Source organism: Butyricimonas sp. DFI.6.44 (assembly GCF_022132345.1).
Classification (GTDB): domain Bacteria; phylum Bacteroidota; class Bacteroidia; order Bacteroidales; family Marinifilaceae; genus Butyricimonas; species Butyricimonas muris.
In genome coordinates this window covers 1-13,438 of record NZ_JAKNJD010000005.1, presented here as the reverse complement: position 1 = coordinate 13,438, position 13,438 = coordinate 1, and the positions used below count along the sequence as shown (strand labels likewise).

At 48.3% G+C, this 13,438-nt stretch carries 18 protein-coding genes; 17 read left to right on the top strand and 1 reads right to left on the bottom strand.

Annotated features, from left to right (window positions below; genetic code table 11):
* Positions 1-43: 43 nt before the first annotated feature.
* The 7 genes from L0M98_RS08010 to L0M98_RS07980 all read left to right on the top strand — a co-directional run bounded on the left by L0M98_RS08010 (position 44) and on the right by L0M98_RS07980 (position 4,840).
* Positions 44-1,018: a phage protease gene (locus L0M98_RS08010; RefSeq protein WP_227215488.1), complete on the top strand. Its 975-nt coding sequence runs from the start codon at positions 44-46 to the stop codon at positions 1,016-1,018.
* A gap of 20 nt (positions 1,019-1,038) precedes the next feature.
* The gene (locus L0M98_RS08005; protein WP_227215487.1) at positions 1,039-1,896 is read left to right on the top strand and encodes a hypothetical protein; all 858 of its coding nucleotides are present in this window, start codon (positions 1,039-1,041) and stop codon (positions 1,894-1,896) included.
* A gap of 171 nt (positions 1,897-2,067) precedes the next feature.
* Positions 2,068-2,583, top strand: a complete 516-nt coding sequence (locus L0M98_RS08000; protein WP_227215486.1) for a hypothetical protein — start codon at positions 2,068-2,070, stop codon at positions 2,581-2,583.
* On the top strand, positions 2,580-2,843 hold the full coding sequence (locus L0M98_RS07995) for a hypothetical protein (RefSeq protein WP_227215485.1): 264 nt from the start codon (positions 2,580-2,582) through the stop codon (positions 2,841-2,843). Before L0M98_RS08000 ends, L0M98_RS07995 begins: the two co-directional genes overlap by 4 nt.
* A gap of 1 nt (position 2,844) precedes the next feature.
* Complete coding sequence (locus L0M98_RS07990) at positions 2,845-4,020, top strand: DUF2586 family protein (RefSeq protein ID WP_227215484.1); 1,176 nt, start codon at positions 2,845-2,847, stop codon at positions 4,018-4,020.
* Positions 4,021-4,038: 18 nt separating this feature from the next.
* Positions 4,039-4,458, top strand: coding sequence for a hypothetical protein (locus L0M98_RS07985; protein WP_227215483.1), 420 nt, complete (start codon positions 4,039-4,041; stop codon positions 4,456-4,458).
* Positions 4,459-4,528: 70 nt separating this feature from the next.
* Positions 4,529-4,840 carry a hypothetical protein gene (locus L0M98_RS07980; RefSeq protein WP_227215482.1) on the top strand — a complete coding sequence of 104 codons (312 nt, stop codon included), beginning with the start codon at positions 4,529-4,531 and terminating at the stop codon, positions 4,838-4,840.
* A 178-nt stretch (positions 4,841-5,018) separates the two neighbouring features.
* On the opposite strand, the gene L0M98_RS07975 is transcribed toward L0M98_RS07980, so the two are convergent.
* On the bottom strand, positions 5,019-5,198 hold the full coding sequence (locus tag L0M98_RS07975; protein WP_227215481.1) for a hypothetical protein: 180 nt from the start codon (positions 5,196-5,198) through the stop codon (positions 5,019-5,021).
* A gap of 27 nt (positions 5,199-5,225) precedes the next feature.
* Here L0M98_RS07975 and L0M98_RS07970 point away from each other — a divergent pair, with 27 nt between their 5' ends.
* From L0M98_RS07970 to L0M98_RS07925, 10 genes are all read left to right on the top strand, one after another.
* Entirely contained in the window at positions 5,226-8,609 is a 3,384-nt protein-coding gene (locus tag L0M98_RS07970; protein ID WP_237961683.1) for a phage tail tape measure protein, read from the top strand.
* Positions 8,596-9,204, top strand: a complete 609-nt coding sequence (locus tag L0M98_RS07965; protein WP_227215479.1) for a DUF6046 domain-containing protein — start codon at positions 8,596-8,598, stop codon at positions 9,202-9,204. The genes L0M98_RS07970 and L0M98_RS07965 overlap by 14 nt, the downstream gene beginning before the upstream one ends.
* 2 nt (positions 9,205-9,206) lie before the next feature.
* Positions 9,207-10,160, top strand: coding sequence for a hypothetical protein (locus tag L0M98_RS07960; RefSeq protein ID WP_227215478.1), 954 nt, complete (start codon positions 9,207-9,209; stop codon positions 10,158-10,160).
* 1 nt (position 10,161) lies between these two features.
* A complete protein-coding gene (locus tag L0M98_RS07955) occupies positions 10,162-10,704 on the top strand; it encodes a hypothetical protein (protein ID WP_227215477.1) in 543 nt (180 codons plus the stop codon).
* A 2-nt stretch (positions 10,705-10,706) separates the two neighbouring features.
* The gene (locus tag L0M98_RS07950; RefSeq protein WP_227215476.1) at positions 10,707-10,934 is read left to right on the top strand and encodes a hypothetical protein; all 228 of its coding nucleotides are present in this window, start codon (positions 10,707-10,709) and stop codon (positions 10,932-10,934) included.
* Positions 10,934-11,230 (top strand): hypothetical protein, encoded by a 297-nt coding sequence (locus tag L0M98_RS07945; RefSeq protein WP_227215475.1) that lies wholly within the window; start codon positions 10,934-10,936, stop codon positions 11,228-11,230. Before L0M98_RS07950 ends, L0M98_RS07945 begins: the two co-directional genes overlap by 1 nt.
* Positions 11,211-11,492: a hypothetical protein gene (locus L0M98_RS07940; RefSeq protein WP_227215474.1), complete on the top strand. Its 282-nt coding sequence runs from the start codon at positions 11,211-11,213 to the stop codon at positions 11,490-11,492. The genes L0M98_RS07945 and L0M98_RS07940 overlap by 20 nt, the downstream gene beginning before the upstream one ends.
* Before the next feature lie 4 nt (positions 11,493-11,496).
* On the top strand, positions 11,497-12,303 hold the full coding sequence (locus tag L0M98_RS07935) for a hypothetical protein (protein ID WP_227215473.1): 807 nt from the start codon (positions 11,497-11,499) through the stop codon (positions 12,301-12,303).
* Positions 12,300-12,773, top strand: coding sequence for a hypothetical protein (locus L0M98_RS07930; RefSeq protein WP_227215472.1), 474 nt, complete (start codon positions 12,300-12,302; stop codon positions 12,771-12,773). The genes L0M98_RS07935 and L0M98_RS07930 overlap by 4 nt, the downstream gene beginning before the upstream one ends.
* A gap of 1 nt (position 12,774) precedes the next feature.
* Positions 12,775-13,438: hypothetical protein (locus tag L0M98_RS07925; protein ID WP_227215471.1), on the top strand; the 664-nt coding region annotated here is incomplete at its 3' end.

The following is a 13,438-nucleotide window of genomic DNA, read 5'->3' as shown; positions in this document are numbered from 1 at the left end:
AATTCACGACATCGCATTTTTGCATCGAAAAACAAAAGAAAGAATGGCAACATTTGTATTGAACGACGAAACGAAAAAGAACTCTCACGGTTTTTACCTGTTAAACGCCGGGGGCGATTTTTCCCGCTTTAACGAGAACCCAGTAATGTTAAACAACCATGACCTCACGCAATTGATCGGGAAATGGCTCAATTTACGTGTAGAAGACACCCGCTTACTTGCCGACCCCGAGTTTGACGAGGGCGACCCGGAAGCCGTTAAGTTAAGAGGCAAAGTAGACCGAGGCTACTTGCGCGGAGCCTCTCCTGGAATAATAATTCTCGCGGCAGAATACCGGGAAAACCCAACAACGAAAGACATGGATATTTACGTGACAAAATGGGAATTATTCGAGGGGTCAACCGTTAGCGTACCGAGTAATGCCGGAGCCATAACGTTAAAAGTGTACGATTCTAACCACTGTATCGTGAATGACACGAACGTTAAATGTCATGTCGAGAACATTATCAAGTTGTCACTTTCTACCAAAACAAATCCCATAATAAATGAGAAAATGAATGAAAAACAATTGACAGCCGAGGCTCTTGTCGCTCTCGGGATTACAGGAAATGCGGATGAAGCCACGATCAGTGCTGCCATCGTCAAGTTGAAAGCAAAGGCAGACACAGCCGAAAGTAATTTCCAGAAACTACAAAATGAAAGGCAGACAGAAAAAGAAAAGCAAGTAAATGAAATGGTAACCCTTGCCATAAAGGAAGGACGAATAACCGCCGACAAAAAGGATGCTTTCGTGAAACTCGCCCTGGCTGATTTTGAAACGACAAGGGTCACGATCGAGTCTATTCCCGCAAAACAAAGTTTAGCCGCCACTGTAACGCCTATACAAGGGCAAGGGGCTATCCCGGAAGATCGAAAGAATTGGACGCTTCTAACCTGGATGCAAAAGGATATGCCCGGGCTTAAACAATTACAAATCGACGCTCCCGATTTGTACGAGCAAATCAAAAAAAAATCATAAACCTTTAACACGCTAAAAATATGGCTATTGAAAGAGAACTTTGGCTCACCCTGATTAAAGAAGGACTTGTCCCAGATACATCATTTTTATCTCGTTCCGTCGACATGAGCGAATTTGTAGACGCGAATAAATTAAATCTAGCGGAAGCGGGAGTTGACCCGGAAGTCTTGATAGACAATGACGTTTTTCCGGTTCCATCGTCACAACGTGAAGATATACCGAAAGAATTGTTATTGCACACTTTCGACACGAAAAACACTATCGTGCGTAACATCGAGGAAAAAGAAAGTTCCTATTCCAAAATGGAAAGTGTTGTTCGTTCACACCGGAACGCACTCATCAAGAAAACGTCCGCTTTTGCCGCTCACAACTGGTGTCCAACAAAGGACGGGGAATTCACGCCCGTCATTGCCAGTTCCGGGGCTGTCAACGCCTCGGGAGTTAAAAAGGTTTCTTTTGAAGATTTTCTTCAAATGGAAGCGAAATTCAGGATGCTCGACGTGGACATGAACTCGCTCGTTGCCGTGTTGAATGCAGTTCACCTTGCCGATCTTATGGCCGAGGACATGAAACTTTACAAGGAAGTTTTAACTTCCGGCAAGTTATTCAGTTTCTCTTTATTCTCTTACAGCGGACTCCCCTTGTTTGACACTACAACCGGAAACAAAAAGGCTCTCGGGGCCGCCAAGGGAGAAAATGACACGCAAGCATCATTGTGCTACTGTGCCACGGAAGTTTGTCGAGCATCAGGTGATATGGATGTTTTCGTGAAATACAAAGACCCAGCAGAACGAGGTGACGTGATCGGTTACCAGCAACGGTTCACCGCTTTACCAATTCGAGGCAAGTATATCGGGGCTATTTACTCCGGGAAGTAACAATTACAAATTAATAAAGTATGTGGATAGATATACTACAATGGGCTCTGCCTTCCGGGCTTGCCGGGGCTATAACGTGGCTCTTTAACAAGCGACAAAGAAAAATTCAATCAGACAAGGCTGTTAACGAGGCTTACGAGAATCTATCCACGACTTTAAAAAATCAAAGTGATGACATCAAAAACTTGTACAAGGAACTCGGTTTTATCCGTCGTGCTGTCGAGATGCGTAATATTTGCCGTTATTACGCTGTATGCCCTGTCGATGCAGTGTTGCGGGGTCAAAAAAGTTCTAAGGGAAAACCAAATTGTAACGGACAGCGTGATCGAGAAAACGGAGATAACCCGGGAACTCGTTCAGATTCCCCCGGCACGAGTAGACCTCCGCCTTCCTGTTAAAGACGTGATGAAGCTACCGCCCGGGGCCGTATTCCAAAAAAAGGATAAACAAGCCGCCATTAAAATCGAGTACCGGGACAGTATCGTGTATATCACGTCAACTTGTGACAGTTTACAACTGATTATCGAGAACAAGAACCGAGAGATTGCCCGGCTTCGTGCCGCCACAAACGAGAAACAAAATATCGAGAAAATTTCCAACTGGGAACACTTAAAAAACAACTTGTTTTTTATTGTCGTGGGAATACTTCTAACATACATCACACGAGTATTAAAAAATAAACGATGAAAGAGAAAGAAACCAAAGAACCGGAGAAAGATGATATTACCCCGGTAGAACAACACGAAACCTCCAAAATAAAAGAGAAAGAAACAAAAACAAAAGAGGAAATCCTTATAGAGCAATACGCCAAGGCCTACCCGAAAGAAAAATTATTCCACGTGACTAGCGATATGCAAGTATTCCTGGCGAAAGATAAGAACCTTGCCGAGTTACATCAACGAGGTCTGGAGAACGAGGAAAAAATACGAACCATTAAAGTAAAATAGTATGCCATTACCAAATGTAATTATAACCCTCGGTAACGGGGGGCTCGGGCAAACAAGTGCAAGTGATGACGGGGTAGCCGGGTTGATTCTAACGGGAAAAGCCGTCGAGGGAAAACTGGAACTTAACAAGCATTACCAGGTAAGCTCAACAAGGGACTTGATCAGCCTAGGGATAACGGAAGAAAACAACCCTCTCGCTAGCAAGGAAATCAAGGCGTTTTACGCTCAAGCCGGGGACGGGGCGGAATTACACTTGCTTATTGTTAGCGAAGCAACGACACTAACACAAATGTGCTCCCCGGAAGCGAGTTCACCTCTATGCAAATTGATTGACGCGTCCGGTCGACGTGTCCGCCTGTTGGGCGTGAACAAACTGCCGCCCGAGGAATACACCCCGGACGTGGAACAAGGAATAGACGCGGATGCCATAAGCGCAGCAACGGCGGCGCAACAGGCGGCAGAGAGTTACGCGGCGAAAATCGCGCCTTTCCGGGTTTTGATCCCGGCGGGAGCGTGGACGGGGACGACCGAAAAACTGTACAAACCCTCCGAGGGTAGTTATAACCGGGTGGCTCTTGTACTGGCGTCGGACGCGCCTACCGGGGAAACCTACACGGCAGCGATCGGGATGATCCTTGGGCGAGCTTCCCGGGTTGAGGTACACCAGTCCATCGGCCGGGTGAAAAACGGGGCGTTGGCATCAACGGGATACTTCACCTCGGGGGATGACTACCTCGCCAAGTCCGGTTTAGCGGAAGCGTTAAACGATGCCGGGTACATCTTTTTCATCAACCTGGTATCGAAAAATGGTTGCTACCTGAATGGTGACCCGATGGCGGCCCCGGTAACGGACGATTATTCCTCGTTACATCTCGGGCGAGTGATCGACAAGGCAATGATAATAATTTATCAAACCTATATCGATGAAATCCTCGACAATATCAAGGTTGATGATGAGGGGAAAATGGCAATTGGAGCCTGTAAAAATTACGAGGGCATGATTGACAACGCCATCGCCGCCAACATGGGCGACCAGGTTAGCAGTTTCACGACCTACATAAACCCGGAACAAAACATCCTTAGCACGGGGAAGATGGACGTGTCTTGCAAACTCGTGCCTCTTGGCGTGTTGAGAGAGATTAACGTGACCCTGGCGTTCGAGAACCCGGCATTATAAATTTAAAAATTTAATAAGATGTTTAACAGTAAAGAGTACACGTACTGCGATATAAACGTTTTCGTCCTCGGGAGGAACATCGGGGGCCTGAGAGGTATCGAGTACAAGGCAAAAAAAGCGAAAGAAATTTTATTCGGGGCAGGTCGGAAAGGGCGTTCCGTGCAACACGGGAAGCGGGAATACGAGGGTACTCTCACGATCTTGCAATCCGAATTAATAGCCCTCGATCGGGCAGCGCAAGAGGCCGGTCACGAGGATATCCTGGACTTGGATTTCGACATCGTTATCACGTACCTGAGCGCGACCGGAATCGTGACCGTTGACAAGGTAACCGGGGCATCCATTACCGAGGCCCCGAAGGGCATGAAAGAGGGCGATTTGAACATGGAAGTTGCCTTGCCATTCATCGCCCTGGACGCGAAACAAAACGTGGCTTAACCGGGTGGGGTATCCCCCCTCCCTTTTCAACAGAATTTAAAGATCATTTAAAACCCATTTAAACAGTATCATGATGAAAACAGAAAACGAGGAATTAACCATCGAGCAAAAAATTGAAGCGTGGAAACAAAAGCATAAAACGATCTTCGCCTACGAGGTTGAAGGAAAAACCGTTTACTTGAAGCAACCGGATCGTAAAACCTTATCGGCCGCCACGATCGGTTCCAAGGGCGACCCGATCAAGTACAACGAGATCGTGTTGAAAAATTGCTGGCTCGGGGATAATATCGAGATGCTCGAGGACGACAGTATTTTCTACGGTCTTAGCCAAAAAATCGACGAGATCACGAACGCGAAGATCGGCGAGTTAAAAAAGCTCTAGCCGGGGCGGGTATCAACGAGAGTGTCGGCATTTTCCAGGCTGACGCCCTCGTTCGAGCCACGCTCCACCTTGACCCGGACGAGTTGACGGACGAGGAATGGGTTCACCAGACGGCAATGGCAACATGGGTAGAGGATTACAGGGTTAGCAGGATCGCCCGTTTATTCGATAGTGAAGATTAGCGGAAGACACGCTTTATAACACCGGGGTATTCACCCAGGCAACCACGAGGTTTGGACGATCCCACGACAGAGCGATACAGGTTCACGAGCGAGAGCCAAACCATGTTCAGGCACCAGATAACCCCGAGTAATAACGGGATGCCCACGATAATGCCGATGATAACGGTGATAATCATATCACAAATGTAATAAAAAAAAACGACATGAGCGAAACCACGTATAGTTTTACCATTAACGTCAACGGGGCATCCGCCACGGCGACGCTAAACGAGGTTACCCGATCGGCCGGGAAGACCTCGAACATGTTCGAGCAACTTTCCAGCTCGATCAAACGGATGGGGGAATGTGCTTTCGCTTTTAACAACATTAACCAGGGACTTCAATCCCTCGCCAGTAAACTCGACAACGCCATCACGCCCGGCGTGGGGTTAAATTCTAGCCTTGCCGACCTTTCGGCAATCGCGAACGTGACCGGGGATGGCTTGAAAGAAATCGAGAAACACGCCCGTTCTACCGCGAAAACGTTCGGCGGGGATGCGGCCACGGCGGTAGAATCTTACAAGTTATTGTTATCGCAATTATCCCCGGAACTCGCTAAAACACCCCGGGCGATGACCGAAATGGGGAAAAATATCGCTATCTTGTCCAAAACGATGGGCGGCAACACGACCGCCGCCGCCGAGGTTTTAACCACCGCGATGAACCAGTTCCAGGTATCCATGGCTGATCCCACCAAAGCGGCCCGTACCATGGCCGAGATGATGAATATCATGTCGGCGGCCGCCCGTGAAGGGTCCGCTGAACTCCCGGCGATAAAAGCCGCCCTGGAACAATCGGGAATGGCAGCCAAGGCCGCCGGGGTTTCTTTCGCGGAAACTAACGCCGCGATACAGGTTTTGGATAAGGCCGGGAAAAAAGGCAGCGAGGGCGGTGTTGCCCTGCGTAACGTCATGGCGACGTTAAGCCAGGGACGTTTCCTGCCGAAAGACGTGCAAGAGGAATTAACGGCTGCCGGGATTAATATAAACACGCTAGCCAACAAAAGCATCTCGCTCTCGGAACGATTAAAACCGCTTCGCTCCGTGATGAACGATACCGCGCTTATCACGAAATTATTCGGTAAAGAAAATAACAACGCCGCTATCGCGTTGCTTGCCGGGCTCGACGAGGTAGACCGTTATAAAACGGCGATACAGGGGACGAACACGGCGGTAGAACAAGCCGGGATAATCATGGACACTTACGCGGAGAAAATGTCCCGGCAAAAAGCGTGGACGGATGATTTAAAGATTACTCTTTTCAATTTTACGGGGGCGATAATGCCTTACGTGAAAGGAACCGTTACGTTCTTCCAGGGAACGGCGTCCGTGATGATGGGACTAAACGCAATGGCTTGTTTCTCGGAGAGTGCCTGGATGGTCGCCATCAAGGCAAGGACGAAGGCCCTTTTCTCCGGGACGAAAGCCATAATTTCCTCTGTTGGGTCCATGGGATTTTATAACGCGGTCACCGTGGCATCAGTGGCAACGACTTACGCTTTTTCCACGGCGATAAAGGCGGTTGGTCGGGCTATTTACGCGATCCCGATAATTGGATGGATCGCCGCCGGAATCACGCTCGTGGTGACCGCTTTTAAAATTCTCTGGGACAAGTGCGAGAATTTCCGGCGAGGGATGTTCGCCGTGTTCGAGGTCGTGAAAGCCGTGTTCCATAATATCGGGGTGGTAATAGCTTCCGCGTGGAACAATATAATAAAACCTTATTTTTCTTTTTGGTGGAATATCGCTAAAAGCGTCGCGAGTGGAATTGCCACGGCTTTTAACTGGTGTTGGAATGGGATCACGACCGGGATTAAAGCGGTGGGTAATTTTTTTGTTACCCTGTGGGAAGGAATAAAGAGTGGTGTTTCCGCCGTTGGAGAGTTTTTTTCCGGTATTTGGGATTGGCTTACGGAAACCTGTGGTTCCGTTACAACTTACATATCGATGGCTTTCTCCTGGCTCGTGGAACCAATAAAAAAGGTTTTCTCAGGTATTTGGGATTTCTTTTCCCGCGTTTGGAACAAGATAACGGGGGTACTCGGTAAATTCTTTGGGTGGGTCGGCAAGATATGGAATAAACTGTTCCCGAAAGAAAAATTCACGGACTTGGGAGAAGCCGCCAGGTTAGGTTTGGCGGAAGGGAGCGAAAGTTGGCGAAAAAGCCAAAACAAGAAAAAAACTGAACAGGTTCCGGGGAACACGTCCCCGGGAATAACTCCTGACGTGTTCAAGCAAAACGATTACACGTTAAAAACGACGGTCAGGAAAGGGAAAAAAGAAACGGTCGACCTGTCAAGCGCTAAAGGAACGACAGATTACGCGGCTATCGCCTCGAAACTTGCCCCAGTAAGATTTACCGGGCTTGGAACGGGCATGAATACCCCGAAACTTCCCCGGGAGAAAGCGGGGCAACCGGAAAAATATAACCCGTCAAAACAAGAATACAAGCGTCCGCTAACGGATAACTCGCGAGAGCTTGCCACCCACGTGCGAAAGATCGCCGCCGGGATTACCTTAATAGTTTCCGCGGTCACGGCTTCCGCCATACCCCCGGTATATTCTCCCGACATTCACGCGAATGTCAGCGTTCCGGCAATAAACCCGGTCGTGAATACCGAGAACCGGGTAATCATACCAGCCGTTCCCGGGCTCCCCGCGATTACAAGCGTGGCATCGGACGTGAACCGTATCGTTTCCATCCTGGAGGGATTTTCCTTGCCGAAAATCCCGGAACCGGGAGAAACGACATTCAACCCGACGTTTCACGCGAATGTCAGCGTTCCGGCGATTAACCCGGTCGTGAATACCGGGCAACAGGTAATCATACCAAGGGTTCCCGGGGCTTCCGCCGTTACAAGCGTGGCATCGGACGTGAACCGTATCGTTTCCATCCTGGAGGGATTTTCCTTGCTGAAAATCCCGGAACCGGGAAAAACGACACTCGACCCGACATTTCACGCGAATGTCAGCGTTCCGGCGATTAACCCGGTCGTGAATACCGGACAACAGGTAATCATGCCAAGGGTTCCCGGGGCTTCCGCCGTTACAAGCGTGGCTTCGGACATGAAACGTGTCGTTTCCATCCTGGAGGGATTTTCCTTGCCGAAAATCCCGGAACCGGGAGAAACGACATTTGACCCGACATTTCACGCGAATGTCAGCGTTCCGGCGATCAACCCGGTCGTGAATACCGGGCAACAGGTAATCATGCCAAGGGTTCCCGGGGCTTCCGCCATTACAAGCGTGGCATCGGACGTGAAACGTGTCGTTTCCATCCTGGAGAGATTTTCCTTGCCGGGGAAAATAAACACGGGAACTTCTCCAACGGGGAACGTCCCGGGGAAATTGGACACGAGTGAAATTAAAATTCCCGTGATAAAAGTACCGGAAAAACGAAGCGCCACACCTGACAGGAAGCAAATAACCCTCGAGAAATTTTGCGAGCAGGTTATCATTAACGTACCCGAGGGGACATCGAGGGAAAACGTCGACTATATAATAAAAGAGTTAATGAAGAAAATAAATAACGTTTATGACGAAATTTAATGTTTTGCGAATACTGGAGGATGTTGTTGGGTACAAGGGACTCCCTTTCCCGGGCGTGTGGTTTCCACGGAAGGAAACACCCGGGAGTTACACGGGCGAGGATCACGATCTTGTAACGAAACAAGAACCGGTGAAAACGCTCTCGAACAAGGGAACAACATTGTACAAGAAGGACAAGCAAGGGAATTATTATTTCATGCCTGTCGTGTTCATGTACAAGGGGAAGGAAGTCGAGATAGACTGCGCCCTGGTGAGCGTGACGGGTAGGAAGAATATTATAGAAACACCTCTCGTGGGGCGAAAAGGCTCCGTGAAAGAGTTAATAAATCTCTCCGATTATCAAATAAGCATTACCGGTGCCCTGATCGGTAACAACGGGGAATGGCCGGAAGAAAAGCTAGAACAAATAAACGAGTTATACAACATAAACGAGGCCATAGAGTTAAAATGCGCTTTAACCGATGTTTTTCTCGAGGAAAACGACCGGGTCGTGATCCAGGAATTAAACATTCCCGGGATGAACCAAACCGAACACGTGCAGGTCGTTGAAATCAGGTGCGTGACGGACAGGGCGTTTGAATTAATAATAAATTAGCCATGTATATTCTTGCAAGTGATATAAAAGTGGGTGACAAGCATTTTACCGGGGTAAACGAGGTCGAGATAAACCGTTCGATCCGGACCCCGGGAGCGACCGCCGTGATAAAAGTCCCGGTGACAGCGGTTTTGAAACAGAACAACGAGATCGCTACCGCGATCGAAACGGCCAAGGCGATAAGGACCGGGGATAAAGTAATAATCAAGCTCGGTTATGGAGATATGATGAGCGAGGAATTTAAAGGATACGTGCGCCGCTTGAATTACAAAACGCCCCTGGAGATCGAGTGCGAGGACGCGTTCTATCTTGCCAGGCAGAAAAGCGTTACCCTTTCCGGCTCCATGACATTACGGGAATGTTTGCAAAAGTGTGGTTTGAATATCCTGCACGTGATAAACCTGAATCTCCGGAATTTTGTCGTTGATGATAAATCCGTGTCATGGGTGCTAGGCAAACTAAAAACGGATTACGGGCTTAATGTTTTTTTCGACATGAACGAGAATATCATAGCCGGTCGCGCGTTCGACATCGCGAGTGATCCCGTGAAATACGTGTTGAGATATAATGTTATCCGGGATGATGAACTTAAATATCATCTCGCCTCGGACATGAAATTGAAAGTTAAAGCGATTTGTTTTAAAAAAGATGGAACGAGGGTCGAGGGAGAAATCGGTCCCGACGGGGGAACGGTAAAAACCTTACATTTTTACGACGTCGAGGACATGAACGAGTTGAAGGCTCTCGCCGAGCTGGAATTAAAACGGTATAGCCGGGACGGGTACGAGGGCACGATAGAAACTTTCTTGTTCCCTTATGCTGAACCTTGCATGATCGCGGAACTAAAGGATGAAACCTACCCGGATCGGGACGGGAATTACTATATCGAGGCGGTTAAAACGACTTTCGGGACTTCCGGGGCTCGTCGACAAGTAACGTTAGGCTTAAAAATGTAACATGGAAGATATCGCGAAATTTTGGGAGAATATCCGGGGAATCGTTAAAGGAATAAATAACACTATTATTCCGGGGACGGTGGCGAGCGTGAACGAAACGGACAGGACGTGCACGATCAATACCGGTTCCGTGCGATACGAGGATGTACGGTTATATAGCGTGGTTAAAGCCGATTTGCCGGGATTTTGTTTTATCCCGAGGGTCGGTAGTACCGTGATGGCTGCCAGGATAGACGGTTCCAACGAGTTGCTCGTGGTGATGTTTTCCGAGATAGACAAAATTTTGTTTACAGTGGCGGACATGACCCTGCAAGTGGATAAAAATGCTTGCCTGGCGAAGGCAAAAAACTCCACGGTTAGAATTACCCCGGCGGGGATAACGATAACACGCTCCGGGTCGGGATTGAAAAAAACACTTGACGATTTACTCGCGGCGATACAGAAACTCACGGTCCCGACCGCCGTCGGCCCTTCCGGTACCCCGGTTAATGTAACGGACTTTATAAAGATTCAACAGGATTTAAACAATTATCTGGAGGAATAGATATGGCACTAGTTAAAAACACGATTAAAAAAGGGATAAAAGACGCTTTTGCCGCCGTGATGGATCAAGCGGATGACGATCGAGATGGGGCCTTGGATAAGGTGGCGGACAAGATCGCGGACACGGTGATCGAGGCGATAAAAAGCGTGCAGATAACATACACGACCGGGTTGGTTGCCCCCCCGGCTGGCGGGGCAGTAACCGGTAAATTTACATACACGATATCGTGATGATTGACATTAAAAATACAAGAGATAACGACCTCGATCTCTCGGGGGGAGATATAAATTACTCCGAGAGTTCCGAACAACACCAGCAGGACATTCTACTGGCGGACAAGGGGCATTATAAAGAAGTCCCCGCCCGTGGGGTGGGAATAATAAATTTTCTCCACGAGACAGACCCGGAGAATCTTCTCCGGACGGTTCGAAAAGAATTCGCGCAGGACGGGATGAAAGTGGAAAAAGTAACTATACAAAACGGCGAAATAATAGCGAGTGCAGCCTATGAAGACGATAACAGTTGAACCGAATCAAACGGTTTTTGACCTGGCAATCCAGTATTACGGGACCACGGAAGGAATTAACGAAATCCTAGAGGACAACACGTTGGAAAACGACGACACCTCTAAAATAGCGACAGGGATCGATCCCGTTTCCGACAAAGACTTTTATATCGATCTACCTGTCAAACCGGGAACAACAATAATTATAAACACGGGTAGCAAGCTAGTAAAAAATAGCGTGACCCGGGATATAACAACAAGCGTGACAACATTTAATCTATAGATATATGGCGAGGCAAATCAACGAGATACAAAACGCGATAATTGTCACCATCCAGGAAAAAACGGGGGTAAAACTTTCCTCGTCAACGGTGGCGGAATGGAAGCTTTGGGCTTACATTTTCGCAGTGGCGATTCATGTTTTTGAAATTATTCTCGACAAGTTTAGAGCGGAAATCGACACTATCACGAACAAGATCACCCCGGGAACCGTGCGTTGGTACGCTGAAATGTGTTATCGTTTCCAAAACGGGCACGAGTTACTCTTCGACGAGAAAACGGCCATGCTGTATTATGCGGAAAATGCCCCGGATTGCCAAGTCGTGAAAGTCGTGGCTATCTCTGAAAATAATAATAAACTATTAATAAAAGCGGCCACGCTAGACAAGGATAACAAGATCGTGCCGTTGAGCCTGGAGGAAAAGTACAATTTCGCGGCTTATATAGACGCGATAAAGTTTGCCGGGGTGGAAACGGACGTGATTAGCGTTAGCGAGGATAAAATACGTTACAACATGAATGTGTGGTTCGAGCCGTCGATCCCGTTATCCCTCGTGCGAGAGAACGTATTGACTGCGCTTAACACGTTTAAAGCCGGAATCGGGTTTGATAGCATGATATACACCCAGAAGCTAATCGATGCCGTCATGGCGGCCGAGGGGGTTGTCACTTGCTCGCTAGTTTCGCTCTCTCGAAAAGGTGTTTCCGATCCTGACTTTGTTAGATTCGATGTCTACTCCGAGCTGGAATCCGGGTATTTCGAGTACGACGGGGAAAGCGTGTTAAACGTGATATCAATAAAAGAACTGAAATGAAAGTAAACTATTTAAATCTCGTCAGGCAACTGCTACCTCCACACAAGCGGAAACCCATCCGGTTAGCGTTCTTGCAATCGTGTATCACCCCCTTGCACGAGTTGTTTATCTCGTTCTCCGGGTGGCGGGACAACACCCGGATGATGGTGAACGTGAACTGCCAGGTGAAGGTGTTCGAGAGCTACCTCCGGAAGAAGTACAAGGAGCCGATCGCGATTAAGGTCGTGACGTTTGATGACGGGTTGTTGCTCGTCGGGTTGGAGGAAGAGGGAATGACAATGATGCCGGCCATAGGTCTTGAAGAAGAGAACACGTTTGCCGGGGTTCCCCTCGATGGAGAACTCAAGGAGCGTTTCGGGGATGCCGATTTCATCGTTTACATTCCCTCTTCCGTGGACAAAATCCTGATCGAGGCTGAAATAGAAAAATACAAGCAAGCGTTAACGAGATACAAAATCATTCAAAACTAACATGAAAAGACACACGCAAGTAACAGGAGTACGCCGTTGGGCTGGCGAGGACCTGATAGACTTACAGGCGGAATGCCTGAAAATCATTGATAGCTTTTTCGAGGAATACGGCCCATGCATTATCAAAGGGTGCGAGATCGGCGGGGAAAACCCGGGTATATCCCCGGGAATCGTTGCCTTGCAAGGGTTTGACCACGATAATAACCCGACGTTTAAAGTCGTGCCGTTCCCCGGGGCTAGTAATATAGTTTTTCCCGTTTATCTAACCCTATCATGCAACACGTTAGAAAGGGTGTACACGGACGGTAAAGTTAAGCCGGTAGCGTACGATTACCGGGCGGAAATCACGTCTATAAAACCCGAGGATACTCCTTACCTTGAAATAACAAGCGAAGGGGGGAAACGTTTTGTCGACGCGACGGGAATCACGAGCAAGTTAAATTATAATGGCAACGCCAAGGATGTAACGGTTACTTTCTCGGAGAGCACGAAAAGGGAGAACGTTACGTCCGGGGAGAAATTGTCCTCGTTGCTCGGGAAAATACGTAAGTTTTTCTCGGACCTGAAAGCGGTTGCCTTCTCGGGAAAGGCAGCAGACTTGACGGAAGACACCACGCACAGGTTCATGACCGACACGGAGAGGACCAAGCTAAACGGGATTGAAG

Bases quoted from the DNA above. Each gene is read 5' to 3' on its own strand.
- L0M98_RS07945 (WP_227215475.1), top strand. From the start codon at position 10,934: ATGATTGACATTAAAAATACAAGAGATAACGACCTCGATCTCTCGGGG.
- L0M98_RS08000 (WP_227215486.1), top strand. From the start codon at position 2,068: ATGACATCAAAAACTTGTACAAGGAACTCGGTTTTATCCGTCGTGCTG.
- L0M98_RS07935 (WP_227215473.1), top strand. From the start codon at position 11,497: ATGGCGAGGCAAATCAACGAGATACAAAACGCGATAATTGTCACCATC.
- L0M98_RS07970 (WP_237961683.1), top strand. From the start codon at position 5,226: ATGAGCGAAACCACGTATAGTTTTACCATTAACGTCAACGGGGCATCC.
- L0M98_RS07965 (WP_227215479.1), top strand. From the start codon at position 8,596: ATGACGAAATTTAATGTTTTGCGAATACTGGAGGATGTTGTTGGGTAC.
- L0M98_RS07960 (WP_227215478.1), top strand. From the start codon at position 9,207: ATGTATATTCTTGCAAGTGATATAAAAGTGGGTGACAAGCATTTTACC.
- L0M98_RS07980 (WP_227215482.1), top strand. From the start codon at position 4,529: ATGATGAAAACAGAAAACGAGGAATTAACCATCGAGCAAAAAATTGAA.
- L0M98_RS07930 (WP_227215472.1), top strand. From the start codon at position 12,300: ATGAAAGTAAACTATTTAAATCTCGTCAGGCAACTGCTACCTCCACAC.
- L0M98_RS08005 (WP_227215487.1), top strand. From the start codon at position 1,039: ATGGCTATTGAAAGAGAACTTTGGCTCACCCTGATTAAAGAAGGACTT.
- L0M98_RS07985 (WP_227215483.1), top strand. From the start codon at position 4,039: ATGTTTAACAGTAAAGAGTACACGTACTGCGATATAAACGTTTTCGTC.
- L0M98_RS07975 (WP_227215481.1), bottom strand. From the start codon at position 5,198: ATGATTATCACCGTTATCATCGGCATTATCGTGGGCATCCCGTTATTA.
- L0M98_RS08010 (WP_227215488.1), top strand. From the start codon at position 44: ATGGCAACATTTGTATTGAACGACGAAACGAAAAAGAACTCTCACGGT.
- L0M98_RS07955 (WP_227215477.1), top strand. From the start codon at position 10,162: ATGGAAGATATCGCGAAATTTTGGGAGAATATCCGGGGAATCGTTAAA.
- L0M98_RS07995 (WP_227215485.1), top strand. From the start codon at position 2,580: ATGAAAGAGAAAGAAACCAAAGAACCGGAGAAAGATGATATTACCCCG.
- L0M98_RS07950 (WP_227215476.1), top strand. From the start codon at position 10,707: ATGGCACTAGTTAAAAACACGATTAAAAAAGGGATAAAAGACGCTTTT.
- L0M98_RS07940 (WP_227215474.1), top strand. From the start codon at position 11,211: ATGAAGACGATAACAGTTGAACCGAATCAAACGGTTTTTGACCTGGCA.
- L0M98_RS07990 (WP_227215484.1), top strand. From the start codon at position 2,845: ATGCCATTACCAAATGTAATTATAACCCTCGGTAACGGGGGGCTCGGG.